This is a genomic window from Mycobacterium sp. IS-1264 (assembly GCF_001954195.1).
GTDB lineage: Bacteria > Actinomycetota > Actinomycetes > Mycobacteriales > Mycobacteriaceae > Mycobacterium.
The window spans coordinates 146,012-164,232 of record NZ_MBES01000052.1 but is presented as its reverse complement, the minus strand read 5'-3'; the positions used below and the strand labels follow the sequence as shown (position 1 = coordinate 164,232).

Annotated in this window: 18 protein-coding genes; 7 read left to right on the top strand and 11 right to left on the bottom strand. The window is 66.0% G+C overall.

Going from position 1 to position 18,221, the window contains the following annotated elements; all coding sequences use genetic code 11:
• Nucleotides 1–22: 22 nt before the first annotated feature.
• A complete protein-coding gene (locus tag A5744_RS09745; protein ID WP_076060444.1) occupies nucleotides 23–1,525 on the top strand; it encodes a class I adenylate-forming enzyme family protein in 1,503 nt (500 codons plus the stop codon).
• On the opposite strand, the gene A5744_RS09740 is transcribed toward A5744_RS09745, so the two are convergent.
• The 4 genes from A5744_RS09740 to A5744_RS09725 form a co-directional block, all read right to left on the bottom strand.
• Nucleotides 1,526–2,725, bottom strand: coding sequence for an FAD/NAD(P)-binding oxidoreductase (locus A5744_RS09740; RefSeq protein WP_076060443.1), 1,200 nt, complete (start codon nucleotides 2,723–2,725; stop codon nucleotides 1,526–1,528). It lies immediately after the preceding gene.
• A 4-nt stretch (nucleotides 2,726–2,729) separates the two neighbouring features.
• Nucleotides 2,730–2,918, bottom strand: a complete 189-nt coding sequence (locus tag A5744_RS09735) for a ferredoxin (protein ID WP_076060441.1) — start codon at nucleotides 2,916–2,918, stop codon at nucleotides 2,730–2,732.
• Entirely contained in the window at nucleotides 2,915–3,880 is a 966-nt protein-coding gene (locus A5744_RS09730) for a metal-dependent hydrolase (protein ID WP_076060439.1), read from the bottom strand. The genes A5744_RS09735 and A5744_RS09730 overlap by 4 nt, the downstream gene beginning before the upstream one ends.
• A 178-nt stretch (nucleotides 3,881–4,058) precedes the next feature.
• Nucleotides 4,059–4,904, bottom strand: coding sequence for an SDR family oxidoreductase (locus A5744_RS09725; RefSeq protein WP_076060437.1), 846 nt, complete (start codon nucleotides 4,902–4,904; stop codon nucleotides 4,059–4,061).
• A 63-nt stretch (nucleotides 4,905–4,967) separates the two neighbouring features.
• Here A5744_RS09725 and A5744_RS09720 point away from each other — a divergent pair, with 63 nt between their 5' ends.
• From A5744_RS09720 to A5744_RS09705, 4 genes are all read left to right on the top strand, one after another.
• Nucleotides 4,968–5,996: a hotdog fold thioesterase gene (locus A5744_RS09720; RefSeq protein ID WP_076060436.1), complete on the top strand. Its 1,029-nt coding sequence runs from the start codon at nucleotides 4,968–4,970 to the stop codon at nucleotides 5,994–5,996.
• Nucleotides 5,997–6,284: 288 nt separating this feature from the next.
• A complete protein-coding gene (locus A5744_RS09715) occupies nucleotides 6,285–7,490 on the top strand; it encodes an amidohydrolase family protein (RefSeq protein WP_076060434.1) in 1,206 nt (401 codons plus the stop codon).
• 195 nt (nucleotides 7,491–7,685) lie between these two features.
• On the top strand, nucleotides 7,686–8,123 hold the full coding sequence (locus A5744_RS09710; RefSeq protein ID WP_076060432.1) for an anti-sigma factor antagonist: 438 nt from the start codon (nucleotides 7,686–7,688) through the stop codon (nucleotides 8,121–8,123).
• A gap of 104 nt (nucleotides 8,124–8,227) precedes the next feature.
• Nucleotides 8,228–10,192 (top strand): SpoIIE family protein phosphatase, encoded by a 1,965-nt coding sequence (locus A5744_RS09705; RefSeq protein ID WP_076060430.1) that lies wholly within the window; start codon nucleotides 8,228–8,230, stop codon nucleotides 10,190–10,192.
• Between the two features lies 1 nt (nucleotide 10,193).
• Here A5744_RS09705 and A5744_RS09700 read toward each other — a convergent pair whose 3' ends face one another.
• Nucleotides 10,194–11,429, bottom strand: coding sequence for an acyl-CoA dehydrogenase family protein (locus A5744_RS09700; protein WP_076060429.1), 1,236 nt, complete (start codon nucleotides 11,427–11,429; stop codon nucleotides 10,194–10,196).
• Nucleotides 11,426–12,586 carry an acyl-CoA dehydrogenase family protein gene (locus A5744_RS09695; protein ID WP_076060427.1) on the bottom strand — a complete coding sequence of 387 codons (1,161 nt, stop codon included), beginning with the start codon at nucleotides 12,584–12,586 and terminating at the stop codon, nucleotides 11,426–11,428. Before A5744_RS09695 ends, A5744_RS09700 begins: the two co-directional genes overlap by 4 nt.
• A 190-nt stretch (nucleotides 12,587–12,776) precedes the next feature.
• Here A5744_RS09695 and A5744_RS09690 point away from each other — a divergent pair, with 190 nt between their 5' ends.
• Entirely contained in the window at nucleotides 12,777–13,652 is an 876-nt protein-coding gene (locus A5744_RS09690) for a hypothetical protein (RefSeq protein ID WP_076060425.1), read from the top strand.
• Complete coding sequence (locus A5744_RS09685; protein ID WP_076060423.1) at nucleotides 13,649–14,221, top strand: hypothetical protein; 573 nt, start codon at nucleotides 13,649–13,651, stop codon at nucleotides 14,219–14,221. The genes A5744_RS09690 and A5744_RS09685 overlap by 4 nt, the downstream gene beginning before the upstream one ends.
• A gap of 17 nt (nucleotides 14,222–14,238) precedes the next feature.
• On the opposite strand, the gene A5744_RS09680 is transcribed toward A5744_RS09685, so the two are convergent.
• Genes A5744_RS09680 through A5744_RS09660 form a run of 5 tightly spaced genes read right to left on the bottom strand, consistent with a single transcriptional unit; the run spans nucleotide 14,239 to nucleotide 18,190 of the window.
• Nucleotides 14,239–15,204, bottom strand: coding sequence for an alpha/beta hydrolase (locus tag A5744_RS09680; RefSeq protein WP_076060421.1), 966 nt, complete (start codon nucleotides 15,202–15,204; stop codon nucleotides 14,239–14,241).
• Between the two features lie 6 nt (nucleotides 15,205–15,210).
• Nucleotides 15,211–15,639, bottom strand: coding sequence for a hypothetical protein (locus tag A5744_RS09675; protein ID WP_076060419.1), 429 nt, complete (start codon nucleotides 15,637–15,639; stop codon nucleotides 15,211–15,213).
• Between the two features lie 3 nt (nucleotides 15,640–15,642).
• Nucleotides 15,643–16,791, bottom strand: coding sequence for an amidohydrolase family protein (locus tag A5744_RS09670; protein ID WP_076060417.1), 1,149 nt, complete (start codon nucleotides 16,789–16,791; stop codon nucleotides 15,643–15,645).
• Nucleotides 16,791–17,834, bottom strand: a complete 1,044-nt coding sequence (locus A5744_RS09665) for an amidohydrolase family protein (RefSeq protein ID WP_076060416.1) — start codon at nucleotides 17,832–17,834, stop codon at nucleotides 16,791–16,793. Before A5744_RS09665 ends, A5744_RS09670 begins: the two co-directional genes overlap by 1 nt.
• Nucleotides 17,831–18,190: a Rieske (2Fe-2S) protein gene (locus A5744_RS09660; RefSeq protein WP_076060414.1), complete on the bottom strand. Its 360-nt coding sequence runs from the start codon at nucleotides 18,188–18,190 to the stop codon at nucleotides 17,831–17,833. The genes A5744_RS09665 and A5744_RS09660 overlap by 4 nt, the downstream gene beginning before the upstream one ends.
• Nucleotides 18,191–18,221 lie beyond the last annotated feature (31 nt).

Genomic DNA, 18,221 nt, shown 5'->3' with positions numbered 1-18,221 from the left:
GCGATGAGGAGGAGCGGCGCCATTGAGCACAGAACCCGTCGCGCCTTCGGCAACACCCAATCCGCTCGAAGACGGAATCCCGTTCGGGACCAAACTGGCGCAGCTCGCCGAAGAACGGCACGGCGAAACGGCGGTAACCATCGTCGCGCTCGACGGCAGCGCGCAGTCGCTGACGTTCGGTGAGCTCGACGCCCGCGCCAACCAGTGGGGGCGTGCGCTGGCGGCCAGCGGCGCCGAGACGGGTTCCCTTGTCGCGCTTGCTATCCCGAATTCAGTACACCTCGTGCTCGGGACCCTCGGATGCTGGAAGATCGGCGCCGTTCCCGTACCCATGCACTGGGACCTGCCCGAGTGGGAGCGAGAGCGGGTGCGCGAGGTGATCGACCCCGCCGTCGTCGTCGACGAAACCACCCGCTGGGAGTTAGAGGCGCGCGCTGCCGGTGAGTCCTCGAGCCCGCTGCCCGAGGCCGTTGCCCCCCACTCCAACGGCATCTGCAGCAGCGGGTCGACCGGCGTGCCCAAGGTGATCCTCAGCCTTGCGCCGTCGCTGTGGACGCCGCAGCACGGTGAACCGTTTCTGTCGAACTGGACGCCGGTGGCCCAGCCCCAGACGATCATGGTGCCCGCGCCCATGTATCACACCAACGGCTTCGCCACCTTCCTCTTCCTGCTCGCCGGCGACCATCTGGTGGTGCTCGAAAAGTTCGACGCAGCATTGGTTTTGGACGTGATCGAACGCTATCGGATCACCAACTTCACGGCCACGCCTACCATGCTGTCGCGCATCGCGGCCCGGCCCGACGTCCGGCAGCGCGACCTGTCCAGCGTGGTGTTCATCCTGCAGGGCGCCGCGGTGATGCCGCCGTCGCTCATGCACACCTGGTGCGAGCTGCTCAGCCCCGAGCGGATCGTGACGGCGTACGGCATGACCGAGAACCTCGGGCTGACCGCGTTGCGGGCCGACGAGTGGCTCACTCACCCAGGCAGCGTCGGCCGCGGCTTCCGTGACACCGAGATCCGGATCCTGGACGCCGACAAGAAACCGCTCGGTCCCGGTGAACACGGCGAGGTCTATCTGCGCGCGCCGATGAGCGCGGGATCCCGCTACCTGGGCGGCGCGGCGCCGCTGCCGTCGACCGATGACGGCTTCGTTTCCGCCGGCGACATCGGATACCTGGACGACGACGGCTACCTCTATATCGTCGACCGCCGCGTCGACATGATCGTCACCGGCGGCGCGAATGTCTTTCCCGCCGAGGTGGAGTCGGCACTCGCGGGCCACCCGGGCATTGCCGACGTCGTGGTCATCGGGCTCTCCGATCCGCAGTGGGGACGTCGCGTGCATGCCGTGGTGCAACTCGCCGAGGGCCACGATGGGCTCACCGAGCAGCAGGTGATCGAGTACGCCAAAAGCCGGCTCGCCCACTACAAGGCCCCCAAGACCGTCGAGTTCGTCGACGCGATTCCGCGCACCGCGGCGACCAAGGTCAATCGCTCGGCGATGATCGCGGCCCGGGGCGGCTAGTCAGGCCGTTGCGGGCGGGAATTCGGCGCGCTGCGCGATGGCATCGCGGTAGGCGTACACCCGATTCGAGACCGTCCCCAGTACGGCAATGGTGCGGCCACCACGTCCGTACGCCGCGAGGAACTCCCAGGTATCGGGATCGCCTTCGATAACTTCGAGCGCATCGTAATCGGTTGGTACGCCCAGCATTTGCACCTTCACGTCGTACTGATCGGACCAGAAATATGGCACGTCGACGTACGCCTCCGCGTCGTCCGGCCCCGCCAGCAGCGTCCGAGCCGCGGCCGCACCCTGACGTCCCGCGTCGTCCCAGTGCTCGGTCCGCAAGTGCCGTTCATACAGCGGGTGAAACCAGCGCGCGACATCGCCGGCGGCGACGACATCGGTGCCGCCCTCGACCGCTCCAGTGGCATCGCAGACCACGCCGTCGTCAACAGGCAATCCCGAACCTTCGAGCCAATCGGTGGCGGGAGCCACGCCCAGTCCGATGACGACGAGATCGGCCGGAACCTGTGCACCATCGGTGAGCCGAACCGCCTCGACGCGGCCGTTGCCGACGAATGCGTCGACACCCACGCCGACCCGTAAATCCACGCCATGGTCGCGGTGCAGGTCCGCCCAGCGAGGTGCCAGCTCGCCGCCCAAGGCGGCCAGTAATGGACTGGTGGCCTTCTCGATCAGCACCACGTCCAGGCCCAACGACCGGCAACTCGCGGCGACCTCGGCACCGATGAACCCGCCGCCGACCACCACGACCCGGGGCCGCGAGCCCAACCGCTGGCGGATCGCCAGGCAATCGTCGACCGTGCGCAGCACGAACACACCGTCGGGAACCGGGCCCGGCCATTGGCGCGGGACCGCGCCGCTGGCGATCACCAGCCCGTCGAATCGCACTGCCAGATCCTGGTTTTCGTCACGCACGTGGACCACCCGCGCGGCCATGTCCAACTTGAGCGCCGATGCCCCTCGCAGCACACGCGCCTCGAAGTCGAACTGCGGCGCCAGGTCGACACCCGCCCGGTGCACCTCGCCGGTAAGCAACTTCTTCGACAGCGGCGGGCGATGGTAGGGGGCTTGCCGCTCGGAACCCACGATGGTCAGCGCACCGTCGTAGCCCTCTTGTCGCAGGGTCTCGGCCGCCCGCGTGCCAGCCACGCCCGCACCGACCACGACCACGTCCTTCAGCTGACGACTCGGCATCGGCTCACTCCTCCACCTTGATCGCCTGCGTGGGACAAGACACTTCGGCGCCAATCAGCTGCTGGCGCAACTCCGCGGGCGGCTCGTCCTGGAGCAAGTGGAGCCCGTCTTCTCGCACGTCGAACACCTCATGGCAAATGCTCATGCAGACGCCGTTGCCGTCGCAGGTGTCCAGATCCACCGAAACCTTCATCGAACCTCAGCCCTTTCCGCCGCTACGCCGGAAACCCCGCGGGAACCGTCGGGTCCGCCCGACTTGGCCTGAGCACGCGCCCGCTCCTGGGCCGCCTTCGCCACCGGCGAGTAGTTCAGGTAGTCGACCGCCATCTGGGTGGACGCCTCGTCATTGGGATGGTGGCTGGGCCGCAGATACCGGACCGGCGTCGTCACCATGAGCTTCCAGGGGCCGACCACCCGGTACTCGCGGGCGGCCCACAGCCAATCCCGCCACCGCCACTTTTGGTCGATGGTCGGATCCTGCGCCATCAGGTAGCGAGCGCCCGCGATCCACCAGCCGACGAACAGCGGCGTCGTGAAAAACATCGAGAACGCCCTGATCCAGTAGTTGCCGCTGACGTGCTGGAAGACGTCGTACACCAGCGAGCGGTGCTCGACCTCTTCGGCGCCGTGCCAGCGCAGCAGGTCCAGCATCATGGGATCGGCCTTCGCGTAGTCCAGGCCTCGGTTGGTCAGCACCCACTGGCCCAGCATCGCGGTGTAATGCTCCAGCGCGGCCACATCGGCCAGCCGGCGATACAGCCACCACCGTTTCAGTGCCGGCGGAAACCACTTGGGGGCGTCACCCAGCGTTATCGACAACAGCCTCCCGAGCCGGTCGGTGTACGGCTTGGTGTCGATGCCCTGCTCGGCCAGGTGGTCCAGCACGATCTGGTGCGCCCAGGCGTGCCAGGACTCCTGCTGGATGAACGGCTTGATGGCGGCCTCCAACTCGGGGTCATCGACCAGCGACGACGCCTCGAGGACGGCCTTGATGAAGTGCCGCTCACCCTCGGGAAGCAACAGATGCAGGACGTTGATCATGTGGGTCGAAAACGGGTCGCCGGGCACCCAGTGAAGGGGTGTGTCCGACCAATCGAAACGGACCATCCGGCGGTACTTCGGGTGTCCTTCGTGGTGAAGTTGGACCTCTGGCATGAGAAGCTCCTCCCGCCGACGAAGCGCCTCCGCCGGTTCCTTCGTTGCCTCGAAACGAACAGCCAAGCCACCAGCGAAGCGAACGGCGCCGCGCCGCGGAACAACTGTTCACTCAACCGCGTACCCGCCCGAGGGACGGGTTATTCGTACCGTCGGTACTGCTTTCCTGAGAGTTCAATCAGGAAGCGGCGGACTCCAATTCACGCATGCGCTGCAGCGCTACCTTCGTCAATCGCATCGACAACGCCGGCGAGAGCCGCTCCAGGTACCAAAATGCCTTCCACCATGCCGGCACCACGATGATCGCGTCTCCCCGCAACACGGCACGAAGGGCGCGCTCGGCGAATATCTCGGGTGCCATGGGCCGCAACCGTTCCCACGATTTGAGGAGGTCCTCGTCACTGACGCCGGGCATATCGACCCGTCCATACTTGCCTCCGGTGAGGATCGGGGTCCGGATCGCGCCCGGACAAAGCACCGACACTTGCACCCCGTGGCGCTCGGCCTCCACCCGCAACGCCTTCGAGATCCCGACGACCGCGTGTTTGGTGGCGGTGTAGCTCACCGAGCCGGGCGAGGCGACGAGACCGGCCATCGACGCCGTGTTCACGATGTGACCGGAGCCCTGCCGGATCATGTGCGGGTAGACCGCTTGGATGCCGTGCACCACACCGCGCAGGTTCACATCAAAGACGTCGTTCCAGTCCTCGAGCGTGTATGAGTCGGCCTCGCCGGCGACCCCGATGCCGGCATTGTTGAACAGGTAGTCGATCCGCCCGGATCGCTCCACCACCTCGGCGACCGCGCGTTCGAACGACGAGTAGTCGCGCACGTCGAGCTCGATCGCATGCGCCCTAACACCGCCACTGTCGAGGCGTTGTGCCAGCTCCTGCGCCATTGCGATTTGACGATCGGCGATCCAGATCTCGGCGCCCCCGTCGAACAGCTTGGTGGTCAGCGCGGCACCGATGCCGGACGCGCCGCCGGTAACCAATGCGATCTTCCCTGACACCGTCGCCGCCATGGCGGAAGAATATTCGCATTCCACCTTCGCGGATATGCCACAGCGCGCGGTAACCTCATTCTCATGACCGGCCCCAACGAGGAAACCGAAGTAACGCGCGCCGAGCGATTCATCAAGACGGCTGTCGCGATACTGGGCGAAACCGGACGCACCGACTTCACCGTGCAGGAGGTCGTGGCGCGCTCCAAGACCTCGCTGCGGGCCTTCTATCAGCATTTCGGCAGCAAGGACGAGTTGTTGCTGGCGCTGTTCGACAGGACCATCGCGCAATCCGCGCAGGGCTGGCGCGCCGAGACCACCGGCCTGGACAGTACGTCCGCGCTCAAGCTGCTGATCGACCGCGTCAGCCAACAACCGGAATCGACCACCCAGGACAGCCTCAATCGCGCGCTCGGCCTCTACAACCAGTACCTGGCCGAGACCCGTCCCCGCGAATACGCACGCGTGCTGTCTCCCATGCATCAACTGATTCGGGACATCGTGGGGCAGGGCATCACCGAGGGCGTGTTCAACCCGGGACTCGACGTCGGCGCGGCGGCCGCGATCGTCATGCAGACGATAGTGGGTGCGCAGCGATTGCATTGGCTGGGCAGCGAATTGAACGGCACACCGATCGACGCCGGCCAGCTGTATGACTTCTGCAGCCGCGCTCTGGGCATCCGGGAGACCGACGAGGAGTCGGCCGCGCCGTCCCTCTCGGAGCTGTTCGCGCAGATCGGCATGCGGCCGGGCTCGCGCGAGGGCGAATTCGCGATGACGATGCCGGTCAGCCCGCAGGTGGTCAACACCTCCGGCGCGCTGCAGGGCGGCTTGATCGCCACGCTCGTGGACGTGGCCGGAGGACAGTTCGGGCTGGAATACCTGCAACCAGGCACCACGATGACGACCGCGGACCTGTTCGTCCGCTACCTGCGGCCGATCCGGCAGGGCTCCGCGTTCGCGGTGCCCCGGATGCTGCGGTCCGGGCGCCGGTCGATGGTCATGCAAGTCGACATTTACGGCGACGGCGACGAACTGCTCGCCACAGCGACGGTGAACTTCGCGGTGATCGAGGGAACGACACCCCAGCTCCCCAGCTGGCCAGGCGCCTGACGGCCCGCTGCACATGCCGAGCCGTCACATTTGCCACAGGAGCATCCGGCGCTGACCGACACAATGTTTGCCCCGCCTCCCAGCGACAACTCGGAGGTCTCCCTCCGACCACGCTCAACTCCCAAATACGGAAGTTGTCGCTGTGAGGCGGGCAAGAGGTGTGTCGCCCCTGCGCGGAGACCAGTGTGGCGAATGTGACGCCGGCCCGGGCTGGGTACACGTTGTTGCGCAAAAGTGGTAACGTCATTACCACCGACTGAGAATCAAGACTGCCGCAAGGAGATCGCCATGCCGTCTCGCGAACTTTCCTTCCCCGTGTTCGACGCCGACAACCACATGTACGAACCGCAGGAAGCGCTGACCAAGTTCCTCCCGGACAACCGCAAGCACGTGATCGACTACGTCCAGGTGCGCGGTCGCACCAAGATCGTGGTGCGCGGCCACATCAGCGAGTACATCCCGAACCCGACGTTCGAGAAGGTCGCCAAGCCGGGCGCCCAGGAGGACTACTTCCGTAACGGCGCGCAGGGCAAGAGCTACCGCGAGATCCTGGGCGAGCCGATGAAGGCCATCCCCGCTTTCCGCGAGCCCGGCCCGCGGCTGGAGGTCATGGACGAGCTCGGCATCGACTACGCCCTGATGTTCCCGACGCTGGCCAGCCTCGTCGAAGAGCGCATGAAGGACGACCCGGAGATGACGCACGACGTCATCCACGCGCTCAACCAATGGATGTACGAAACGTGGTCGTTCAACTACGAGGAGCGCATCTTCGCGACTCCGGTGATCACCCTGCCGATCGTCGAGCGCGCGCTCGAAGAACTCGAATGGGTGCTGGAGCGCGGTGCCCGCACGGTGCTGGTGCGCCCAGCGCCGGTGCCCGGCTTCAAGGGCAGCCGCTCGTTCGGCCTCGAGGAGTTCGACCCGTTCTGGCAGGCCTGCATCAAAGCCGAACTCCCGGTGTCGATGCACGCCTCGGACAGCGGTTACTCCGAGTTCGCGAACGTGTGGGAGCCAGGCGACGAGTTCCTGCCGTTCAAGCCGACGCCATTCCGCAGCTTCGCGATGGGCCATCGGCCGATCCTGGACGCCATGGGTGCGCTGGTCTGCCACGGTGCGCTGTCGCGCAATCCCGACCTGCGGATCCTGTCCATCGAAAACGGCGCCGACTGGGTGCCAGACCTGTTCAAGGGCCTCAAGGGCGTCTACAAGAAGATGCCGCAGTCGTTTAGCGAGGACCCGGTCGAGGCGTTCAAGCGCTGCGTCTACATCACCCCATTCTGGGAGGACCGGTTCACCGAGATCGTCAACATGGTGGGCACCGACCGCGTGCTGTTCGGGTCCGACTGGCCGCACCCCGAGGGCCTGAAGGATCCCATCTCCTTCGTCGACGAGCTCACCGATTTCGAGCAGGACGATGTCGCCAAGATCATGGGCGGCAACCTGATGAAGCTGATGAAGGTCTCGAAGCCGGCCAAGAAGCCCGTGTCCGCCTGACGGCGTTCCCGGATCACACCTAGCGCGCCCCCGAGGTCCGAGGGCCCGACTTTGTCTGCCCTGGTGAACATGCGTCCTATAGACGGGCCCACCCGTGTTGCTATAGAAAAGAACCCACGCAACACCACGGTCAGTATCCAGAGATAGACGGGCATCCATCGCGGCCTCGCCGAGGCGGCCGACTAGGAGCGCACGATGAATCTGGCTCCCGCGGAGTCATTTCCCACCCAGATCGCCTTGAGCCCTCGACTGCTGTCGGAGCTGGGCGATCCGCACAGCACGCTGAGGGCAACCACCCAACGCAGCGGAACGGTAGTAATCGTCCGCGCGGGCGGTGAGGTCGACGGCTCCAACGAGCACATTTGGCAGCGGCTGGTCGGCGAGGCGGCCGCCGTCGCCAGCGAACCCGGTCCATTCGTTGTCGACGTGAACGGCCTCGGCTTCATGGGTTGCTGCGCATTCGCCGTCCTGGCCACCGAATCGGAGCGGTGCCGTCGCCGTGGGGTCGAACTTCGGCTGGTGAGCTGCGATCCCAGCGTCGCCCGGGTGGTAGAAGCATGCAATCTCCGCGACGTTCTGTCCCTGCATCCCACCACCGACGCCGCCCTGTCGACGGCGCCTGCGGCGCGTTAGCAAACTGCTGCGCTGAGCACCCGTTACCCGTTGATAGGCTGATTGCCTGCGAGTAATGGATTCGCACAGGCTTTTTGCTCGGTCCGTAAAGGAGGGACGGCCATATGGTCGCCGAAAAGGACTGGGACAAAACCGTGGGTCCGGCCGACGAGGTGCGTCGCATATTCGAGAATGTGCCGGCGATGCTCGTTGGCCTGGAGGGGCCGGACCATCGCTTCGTCGCCGTCAACGCGGCTTATCGCGCCTTCAATCCGACCGGCAACCCCGTGGGAAAGCTTGCGCGAGAGGTCTTTCCGGAGCTGGAGAGCCAGCAGATCTATCACATGTTCGACCGGGTGTATGAAACCGGTGAACCACAATCCGGGTCGGAGTGGCGGCTGCAGGCCGACTACGACGGTACGGGATTGCAGGAGAAGTTCTTCGACTTTGTCGTCACGCCCCGCCGCCGCGAGGACGAATCGATCATGGGCGTGCAACTCATTTTCGACGATGTCACCGCCCGGGTGCGGGCGCGGCTCGCCGCCGAGGCGCGCATCGAGGAGCTGTCCGAGCGCTACCGAAACATGCGCGATTCGGCCACCGTTATGCAGCAGGCATTGCTGGCCCCGTCGGTGCCCGTCGTTCCCGGTGCCGACATCACCGCGCAGTACCTCGTCGCCGCAGAGGACACAGGTGCCGGCGGCGACTGGTTCGACGCAATCGCCCTCGGTGATCGGCTGGTTCTGATCGTCGGCGATGTCGTCGGCCACGGTGTCGAAGCCGCGGCCGTGATGTCGCAGTTGCGCACCGCCCTTCGGATGCAGATCGTTGCGGGCCGCACCATCGCCGAGGCCCTCGACGCTCTGGACCGCTTTCACGAGCATGTACCCGGATCGAAGTCGGCAACCATCTGCGTCGGTTCGCTCGATCACGCCACCGGGGAGTTCCAGTACTGCACCGCCGGACACCCCCCGCCGCTGCTCGTGACCGCCGACGCGCAGTCGCGGTACGTGGAACCGTCGGGCGCGGGCCCGCTCGGCAGCGGGGCCGGATTTCCCGTGCGCTCCGAGCTCCTCGACGTCGGCGACTCGGTCCTGCTGTATTCCGACGGCCTGATCGAACGTCCCGGCCGGCCGCTGGTTGCCAGCACCGCGGAATTCGCCGACCTGGCCGCCAATGTCGCCGGCGGCAGCAGCGGTTTTCTCATCGACGCGGGGGCGCGGCCGATCGACCGCATCTGTTCGGAAACCCTTGAGTTGCTGCTCCGGTCGACCGGCTACAACGACGACGTCACACTGCTTGCGGCGCAACGGCGTACGCCACCCTCGCCGTTGCACATGACCGTGGATGCGACGATCCGCGCCGCACGCGCCGTGCGCTACCGGCTTCGCGATTGGTTGGCGGAGATCGGTGCCTCCGACGCCGACATATCCGACGTGGTGCACGCCATCTCGGAGTTCGTCGAGAACGCCGTCGAACACGGTTACGCCACTGACGTTTCCGACGGCGTTGTCGTCGAGGCATCTTTGTCCGGCGACGGCAACCTCCATGCTTCGGTCCGCGACCACGGCAAGTGGAAGGACTACCGGGAAGGCGAACAGGGCCGTGGGCGCGGACTCGCGATGGCCGAAGCCTTGGTATCCCGTGCTGTTGTCACGCATGGCATCGACGGGACGACTGCCAGTCTTACGCACCGCCTTTCGCGGCCGGCGAACTTCGTCTCCGACCCAATGATCGGCCGGCCGACCTACCAGCGTGCGGTCAACTCCGAATTCGTCTCCATGGTCGACGAAGCCGGTCACATCATCGTCAGCGGCGATGTCGATGCCCACACCGCATCCACCCTGGATCGTCAGATTGCAGTCGAAAGCCGCTCGGGCATAGCATCTTTGACGATCGACCTTAGCGCGGTCACCCACCTGGGATCGGCGGGCATCAGCGCGCTGGCCGCCGCGCGGGACCGGGCGCGCATGCAGGGTGGCGACTGTCTGCTGGTGGCACCGCCCGGAAGCCCGGCGCACCACGTCTTGTCGCTGGTCCAGATCCCGGTAGTCAGCGGCGAGATCGAGAACGTCTTCGTCGAAGATTAGGTCAGCGCGCCTTGCCGTGACGCACCTGATTGAACGGCACCCCGCGGTCGGCGGCGTATTCCCGTGGAAAGTCCAGCACCCGTTCGCCGATGACGTTGCGGGCCATCTCCGTGGTGCCGCCGCCGATGGCGACATTCTGCCGCGACAGATAACGCAGCCCGGCCTCCAACCCTTCGCCGATGTCCCCCACCACACCAGCCGCCCCCGTGATCGCCAGCGCCGTGTCCATCTCGAGGGTCACCGTCTCGGAGTGGAAGAGCCGGATGAGCGTGCCGCCGGCCGGAGGCAACACGCCGTCCCTGACGTTGCGGTACACGTGATCGATCAGCTGCTCGGCCACCGCGCGGTGCACCAGCGCCCGGCCGGCCATTTCGTGCACGCGCTCGTTGTCGGCCTGTCCCGTCTTCTCGGCGAGTTCGGCATAGTCGACCGGGGTCGTATGGCCGCCTTCATGGCCCGCGCCGCTGGAGAATTCCGAGCCCTGCCCGACGGCCCGGCGTTCGTGATACAGCTGCCGCGACGCCACCGCCCAGCCACCGTTGACCTCCCCGACGACGGCGTCGTCGCCGACGTCGACCTCGTCGAGGAACTCCTCGCAGAATTCCGTGGAACCGCTCAGCATCGTGATGCGCCGCAACGTGATTCCCGGATGCGCGATCGGCACGAGGAACATCGTCAGGCCCTCGTGCTTGGGCACGTCCCAGTCGGTGCGGGCCAGGCACAATCCGTAATCGGCGGCGAACGCGCTGGTGCTCCACGTCTTGGCGCCGTTGAGCACCCAACGATCATCCCGCCGTTCCGCGCGCGTAAGGACGCCGGCCAGATCCGAGCCACCGCTGGGCTCCGACAACAGTTGCACCAGAACCTCATCGCCACGCAGCGCGGCGGCGATGTGCTGCCTCTTCTGATCTTCGCTACCCATGTCGAGCAATGTGGCGCAGCAAATTGTGAACGTCGGGGTGTTGAGGATCAACGGCATCTCGTAGTTGCGGGATTCCTCGTCGAATGCCTTCTGATATGCGTAATCCAGCCCCAGACCACCGTATTCGCGGGGAAAGCAGATGCCGGCGAATCCCCCGTCATAGAGCCGCTTTTGCAGTTCGCGAGCTCGCAGCCAGGAGCGTTCGTCATCGCGTGGCGCGCCCGGCGGAGAGTCCGGGTCGATGGCAGGCATGTTGTCCGCCAACCACTCTCGCGCGCGGGCGGCGAACTCCGCGACGGTTTCGGCTGCCGTCATCCGGCGTTCACCATCGACCGGACCGCCTTCTCCGACTCGTACACCCTCAGGTTGTGCTCCTCGGGAGTGCCAAACATAGAGCGGTACAACGTAACCCGTCTCAGGTACAGATGCAGGTCGTGCTCCCAGGTGACACCGATGCCGCCGTGCATCTGCACGCACGCCTGAACGACGCGCCCGGCAGTCTCCCCCACGTAGGACTTGGCGATGCTGGCCGACAGGCCCGCCTGGGGCGCGCCGGCGGCCACATCGGCGACCGCCGCGGCAGTGGTGGCGCGGCACGCCTCCAGCCACAGCTTCATGTCGGCGAACCCGTGTTTGAGCGCCTGGTACGACGCGAGCGGGCGACCGAACGTATGCCGGTCCAGCGCCCATTTGACGGTGAAGTCGAAGACCGTCTGCAGGACGCCGACCACCTCCGCGCACTGCAACACCTGAGCGATCTGGCTCTGCCGCTCGATCAACGCCGGCGTCTCGGCCGCGCCCCCCACGGCCGCCGACCGCTCCACCACCACACCGTCGAACTGCACCCGCGCGTACTGCTTAACCAGGTCCACCGACTGCTGCGGCACGATCCGTACGCCCGGCGCGTCCGTCCGGACCAGGAATTGGCGAACGTCAGAAGCATTTGGGCCGCATCGCGCCACCACCAGCAGCAGCGCGCTCTGGGCGCCGGCCTCGACGCGGTCCTTGGTGCCGTCGATGCGGTACCCGGCGTCGGTTTCGGTGGCCGTCACCGTCGGATCCAGCGGCGCCCAGCCCCGGCCCGGCTCGGACACCGCCCACGAGGCCACCGTTTCGCCCGACATCAGCGACTCGATCGTGTCGGCGTGCGCTTGCGCCTCGGCGCAGCCGGCCAGCGCGGCGAGCACGATGCTGACCGGGTACAGCGGTCCGGGCGCGACCGTCTTGCCCAGCTGCTCGGCGACCATGGCGAGGTCGGCGATGCCGCTGCCCGACACGCTGCCGCCGCCCAATTCCTCCGGAACCAGCAGACCCGTCCACCCGAGTTCGGCGGCCCGCTGCCACCATGCAGGATCAAAGGACGCGCCCGCGGCGTGCAGCTCGCGGACGTGACGCAGCGGCGCTTCCTTTTGGAGAAAGGCTTGGGTTGTGGAAGCGAAGAGTATCTTTTCGGGAGAGTCGACGGCGGTCATGGTGTCGACAGGGCCTTCCTGGGCATTCGATCGCCGCTGCCAGGGATGCAAGGTGGAAAGTGTGGGTGGATGATCGTCCGCCTCATCGGTCCTCGTCGGAGTTCGCTGGAGACTCTGATGCTATCAATGAGCAATACAGTAAGAGATACCGGAGTCCAGTCGATAATGATGTTGACCAGCGGTGAGCGCGATGCCTAAGGCGAAGGAACCGCGGGAGGATTCGGCCACATCGAAAGCCGACGCCATGGCCCTCCTCGAGGAGGCCGAGGCTGAGGCCGCCGAGGCCGAAGCGCTGGCGGCGGCTGCCCGCGCCCGCGCCCGCGCCGCCAGGCTGCGCCGCGAGGCGCTGGCTAAGGCAGAACCAGAGCCCGAGACCAAAGACGAGGCTGAGGCCGAGCCGGAGGCCGCCGCAGAACCCGAGAGCAAGGCTGAGCCCGAGAGCACGGCCGAGCCCCAGCCCCGGGCCGACGAGGCGGAAGCCGCGGAGGCCGAGCCCGAAGAGACGGCCGATGAGGAAACCTCCGACGAGACCGCCGAGGCCACGGAACCGGCGGCGGGGGCGGCCCGGTGGCGGCGCTGGCTGCCGTCACTGTCCGTGACGTGGAAGGCGGCGGCGATCATCCTGATCGTCGGCTTCGGCGCGGCCAGTGGATACATGGTCTGGCAACACAATGCCGCCACCGAGCGAGACCAGCGCGCCGCGAGGTTCGTCGCCGGTGCCAGGCAGGGCGTTGTCAACATGACCTCCCTGGACTTCAACAATGCCCAGCACGACGTCCAGCGCGTCATCGACAGCTCCACCGGACAGTTCAGGGACGATTTCCAGCAGCGCGCAAAAGATTTCACGACGGTCGTCGAGCAGTCCAAGGTCGTCACCGAAGGCACGGTCAACAGCGCGGCCCTTGAATCCATGGACGACCATTCCGGAACGGTATTGGTCTCCGCGACCTCGAAGATCACCAATTCTGCGGGCGCCAAGGACGAACCGCGCGCGTGGCGGCTCCGCGTGACCGTGACCGATGACGGCGGACAGTACAAGATGTCGAAAGTTGACTTCGTGCCATGACCGAAAAGACGCCCGAGGCAACCGAAAAGCCCGCAACGCAGGAATCGCCCGCGCGACCCACCCGGAACCGGCTACGCATGCTGCGCAACGCGAAACTCGTTCCGGTGATTTTGATCGTGCTGCTGCTGATCTCCGGCGGATCGGCGGCGTGGCTGTACTTCCGGCAGTACAAGCCCGCGCAGCAGACCAGCCCCGACGTGGCCCGGGCGGTGGTCAGCGCGGCATCGGATGGAACGGTGGCGCTGCTGTCCTACTCACCGGAGTCGCTCGACAAGGACTTTGCCGCCGCCAAGTCGCACCTCGCCGGGGACTTCCTGTCCTATTACAACCAGTTCACCTCGGAGATCGTGGCTCCGGCCGCCAAACAAAAGTCGCTGAAAACCACGGCTCACATCATGGGCGCGGCGGTGTCGGAGCTGCATCCGAATTCGGCCGTCGTTCTGGTCTTCGTCGACCAGAGCACCACGAGCAAGGACAAGCCCGATCCGTCGATGTCGGCCAGCAATGTGTTGGTGAGCATGACCAGGGTCGACAACCACTGGCTGATCACCAAGTTCGACCCGATCTAAGCCACGCGACCCGAGCGCTACATCGCGAACACGCGGCGCAGCGTCTGCGCGTGCAGCGCCCGGTTCTCTTGGGACACAACCCAATCCGGAACCAGCGCATCGAAGCCGTTGAAAGTCGCGGCAATAACGTGCAGCTCGGTGTGAACGTAGGCGTGTAGCAGCCTGTTGGCATAGTCGATCGCCTCGTCACGGCACGGGTCGATCTCGGAGCAGCTGATAAACGTGGGCGGCAGGCCCTCCAGGTTCGCCCGATGCGCCGGAACGTGTTGACCGTTGGCGCCGGCTTGACTGAGGTAGTGGTTCCACGCCCGGCTCACCGCGGGACCGTTGAGCCCCGGCGTGCGCTGGAATTCGCGCCGCGATTGGGTGGCGTCGGAGTCCAGCATCGGCTGATGCAGGATCTGCACCAGGATCTGCGGACCTTCGTCGTCGAACATGCGCTGGGTCAGGCCCGCGACCAGTGCGGCGCCGGCGTCGCGGCCCATCACCGCGATCCGGCCGACATCCACGTTCAGCTGGGCGCAGTTGCGGATGGCGTAGTAAAAGCCCGCCTCGACGTCGTCCAATGCCGCCGGGCAGGGGTTTTCCGGCGCCAGCCGGTAGTCGACCGAGACCACCAGGCATCCGGCGTCCCTGGCCAGCTCAACGCATTGCGCGTGATCGGTGTCGAGGTTTCCGGTCACGAAGCCTCCGCCGTGGGCATAGAGGACCAGGGGTGTGCCCGAAGCGTCTTGCGAGGGGCCCCGATATAAGCGGAGGTTGAGCTGCTGGCCTCCCGGCCCGGGGATGGATCGCGATTCGATGGTCACTCCGTCGGTGCCGACTGCAGCGGCACGCTTTGCGGCCAGCAAATTGGCGTGTTCCCGCTCGGCAGAAAGCGTCTCGGCCTGGAATTCGACGATGCCCACATCGATCGCGGCCTCGCGCAGCACCGGGTCGATGCGGTTAAGACCTTGCGGCCGCGTCAGATCCGTTTGTGTCATACCCTCTCAACTTCCGTCCGGGAAACCCTCTTCAAGGTAGACCTGCGATTCCATGTGGTGAAAGATGCGGTACCCGTCGCCGCGAGGAGTGAGTAGCCAGGTGATCCAGCTGGTGCCGGTGTGCGCGATATCGGATTCTTCTCCGGTGAAGCTCCATCGGCTCAGCAGCACGCAGCGAACAATGCCGCCGGCGAGTTCCTCGGCGCACCACAGCCGCGATGACATCGATGCCCGCTTCAAGCGGCCGGCCAGCCGGGCCCAATGCCTGTCGAGTGCGTCGGCGCCGATCAGCGGCGTCGCGTACTCGTCGCCGATGTACATCGGCCGCGGATCGTCACGCTCCCAGAGGTCGGCGACGCCGGCGATATCCAGCGCCGCCCATTTCGCGTCGTATTCGCCGATCAGAGCGCTCAACTTGGCGGTCAGATCGGCCATCGCTCACCGTTCCCCGGGCAACGCCTTGACGGTTGCGGGTAGCCCGTAGAGCGCGGTCGCGTTACCGCGCATGATCCGCTCGCGCTGGTCGGCGGGGAACCGGTTGATGGCGTAGGTCGGGGCGTCGTAGCTCCAGTGCGGGTAGTCGGTCGAGAACATGAGATTGTCGCCGAGGTCCATCATCTGCAGGTACTCGCGAAACTGCACGGTGTCGGTGTCCTCGAGCGGCTGCGTGGTGAACCGGACGTGTTCGCGCACATACTCCGAGGGGCGGCGACGCACATGCGGAAGGTCGCCGCGGCGGGCTTCCCAAATCCTGTCCATCCGCGACATCACCGGCATCGCCCAGGTGAAGCCGCCCTCGACGAAGACCACCCGGAGGTCGGGATGGCGATCGAACGCACCGTCGAACACCAGGCTCATCAGGTGCGAGACGTACAGCAGCGGCCAGGACGCGAAGAAGTCATGCCAGTGCGCGGGGTTGCCTACCGGGTACAACGGAATCAACTCGAAGGGCGTCTGACCCATCAGGTGCGTGGCCACCGGGAACCCGTTGCGCGAGGCGGCCTCGTAGAGCGGGTCGAAATGCGGGTTGCCGAAAGGGATTCCACGGGTCTGCGGGGTCATCAGCACCTGTGCCATGTACGGATGCCCGGCCCACCGCTCGACTTCGCGGGCCGCCTGCTCGGGCGTTTGCGCGCTGACGCTGATCGACCCGCGCCAGCGGCCGTGCCAGTTGTGTTTGTCGAGCCAGACGTCGGCGAGCCAGTCGTTGTGGGTCGACTTCAGCACATGCTCGGCCTGCGGCAGCTGCGCGTCACACATCGGCTCCAGGGTCGCGATGCTGACACCGGCGTCGAGCAGCAACTGCTTGGCGGCGAAATCCGGGTCGCTGCCGGCGACTCCGCCGTCGGGCGGGGCCGCGTCGAGGCGCAGCGACATCGTCTTGTACGAGTCCGGCGTGTCGTAGAAGTGCGGCACGGGGCTGACGGCATTTCCCGTCGGCCAGATCTTGTCCACCCATTCGGCCGGGGCGTAGGACTTGAGCACCTCGGCGGAGACGGGCAGCGGGTGCACATCGGTGTCGACGATGGTGACCGCGATTTCGTCTTCCTGACCCGTTGGTGAGTCGACTCGCTCGATCGTTGTCATCACACACGCTCCTTGATCCCGTAGAGCTCACTGGCGTTCCGCCACAACACCTTGTCGCGTTGCGCATCGTCGAGTCCCTCGGCCATCGCGTCCGGCGACGACGTGGACCAGTGCGGATAGCTCGACCCGTACATCAGCAGGTCGGACTTGCCGCTGAACTCCATCCAGCGCTGCATCGCGCCGGTGTCGACCGGTCCGTCGAACGCCGACGAGCAGAACCGGACATGGCCGGGCAGGTACTCGCTGGGATAGCGGTCCACCCACGGTGTTTGGTCCCGCATCGACAACCAGAAGGTGTCCAGTCGCCACATCAACGGGGTGAGGATGTCGTAACCGCCGTCGGCGAACACGAATTTCAGGCTCGGGTGCCGGCCGAACACGCCCTCGACGATGAGGGTTGCCAGGTGCACGAAGTAGTTCAGCGGCATGAAGGCCGCATATCCCGGGTAGGTGTGCGCGTGGCCGGCGAACGTGGGCGGATGGTCGACGCCGTTGCCGCCGTTGATGTGCACCGCGACCGGCAGGCCGTGGGCGGCCGCGGCCTCCCAGATGGGCTCGAACATCGGTTTGCCATACGGCTCGCGCGACTGCATCGGAACGCCGACCTGCACCAGCTTGGGATGCGCAGCGAGGCGCTCGATCTCGGCGACCGCGCCCTTCGGGTCCTCGGGGTTGACGCGGATGGTGCCACGGAAGCGGCCGGTGGTGTCGGGTTCCAGCCACCGGTCCAGCAGCCAGTCGTTGACCGCGGCGCAGATCCTGCTGTTGAGCAGGTAATCCGCGATGTTTCCGCGGGTCAGCGGGTTCAGGATCGCGTAGTCCACGCCGTTTGAGGACAAATGGCGGCCGACGGTGTCGGGATCCGACCCCGGGTAGTTCTCTCCGTAGAGGTCTTGGCGGTAATCGCCGCCCGGCGCCTGGTACCACTGCTGCTCGACATCGGGGATCGCCCGCAGCTTGTGGGCATCGGGGAGATAGCGCCGGATCTCGGCGTTGTAGCGGAAGTGCGGCTGCACATTGGTATCTATGACGTTGGGGCTCATGCTGTCAGGTACACCTCACCGTCGGTGACGTCGACTTCGTAGGTGCGGACGCGGCGTCGCGGATCGGCGACGTTTTGGCCCGTCGTGACATCGAATTCCCAGTTGTGCCAAGGGCATCGAACGATTTGACCGTCCCGCACCCGGCGCATCCGATCGGGCAATTCCGGAGCCGACTCGTTGGTGCCGCCGATCAGGCCCAGGCACAGCGGCGCACCCTCGTGCGAGCAGTAGTTCACGATCGCGTACAGGGCGCCGCGCACGTTGTACACGCCCACGCCGAACTTCCCGACGTCAACCAGTTTCATGCCGCCGGGTGGCAGCTCGTCGAGGGAGCACACGAAACGCCGCGTGGGCACCTGCTGAATCTCCGCCTTCTTGACACCAGGG

Excerpts from the sequence above, each read along its gene's own strand:
- A5744_RS09735 (WP_076060441.1), bottom strand. The coding sequence starts at position 2,918 with ATGAAGGTTTCGGTGGATCTGGACACCTGCGACGGCAACGGCGTCTGC.
- A5744_RS09675 (WP_076060419.1), bottom strand. The coding sequence starts at position 15,639 with ATGGCCGATCTGACCGCCAAGTTGAGCGCTCTGATCGGCGAATACGAC.
- A5744_RS09665 (WP_076060416.1), bottom strand. The coding sequence starts at position 17,834 with ATGAGCCCCAACGTCATAGATACCAATGTGCAGCCGCACTTCCGCTAC.
- A5744_RS09715 (WP_076060434.1), top strand. The coding sequence starts at position 6,285 with ATGCCGTCTCGCGAACTTTCCTTCCCCGTGTTCGACGCCGACAACCAC.
- A5744_RS09685 (WP_076060423.1), top strand. The coding sequence starts at position 13,649 with ATGACCGAAAAGACGCCCGAGGCAACCGAAAAGCCCGCAACGCAGGAA.
- A5744_RS09725 (WP_076060437.1), bottom strand. The coding sequence starts at position 4,904 with ATGGCGGCGACGGTGTCAGGGAAGATCGCATTGGTTACCGGCGGCGCG.
- A5744_RS09740 (WP_076060443.1), bottom strand. The coding sequence starts at position 2,725 with ATGCCGAGTCGTCAGCTGAAGGACGTGGTCGTGGTCGGTGCGGGCGTG.
- A5744_RS09670 (WP_076060417.1), bottom strand. The coding sequence starts at position 16,791 with ATGACAACGATCGAGCGAGTCGACTCACCAACGGGTCAGGAAGACGAA.
- A5744_RS09695 (WP_076060427.1), bottom strand. The coding sequence starts at position 12,586 with ATGACCGCCGTCGACTCTCCCGAAAAGATACTCTTCGCTTCCACAACC.
- A5744_RS09700 (WP_076060429.1), bottom strand. The coding sequence starts at position 11,429 with ATGACGGCAGCCGAAACCGTCGCGGAGTTCGCCGCCCGCGCGCGAGAG.
- A5744_RS09705 (WP_076060430.1), top strand. The coding sequence starts at position 8,228 with ATGGTCGCCGAAAAGGACTGGGACAAAACCGTGGGTCCGGCCGACGAG.
- A5744_RS09680 (WP_076060421.1), bottom strand. The coding sequence starts at position 15,204 with ATGACACAAACGGATCTGACGCGGCCGCAAGGTCTTAACCGCATCGAC.
- A5744_RS09720 (WP_076060436.1), top strand. The coding sequence starts at position 4,968 with ATGACCGGCCCCAACGAGGAAACCGAAGTAACGCGCGCCGAGCGATTC.
- A5744_RS09690 (WP_076060425.1), top strand. The coding sequence starts at position 12,777 with ATGCCTAAGGCGAAGGAACCGCGGGAGGATTCGGCCACATCGAAAGCC.
- A5744_RS09710 (WP_076060432.1), top strand. The coding sequence starts at position 7,686 with ATGAATCTGGCTCCCGCGGAGTCATTTCCCACCCAGATCGCCTTGAGC.
- A5744_RS09730 (WP_076060439.1), bottom strand. The coding sequence starts at position 3,880 with ATGCCAGAGGTCCAACTTCACCACGAAGGACACCCGAAGTACCGCCGG.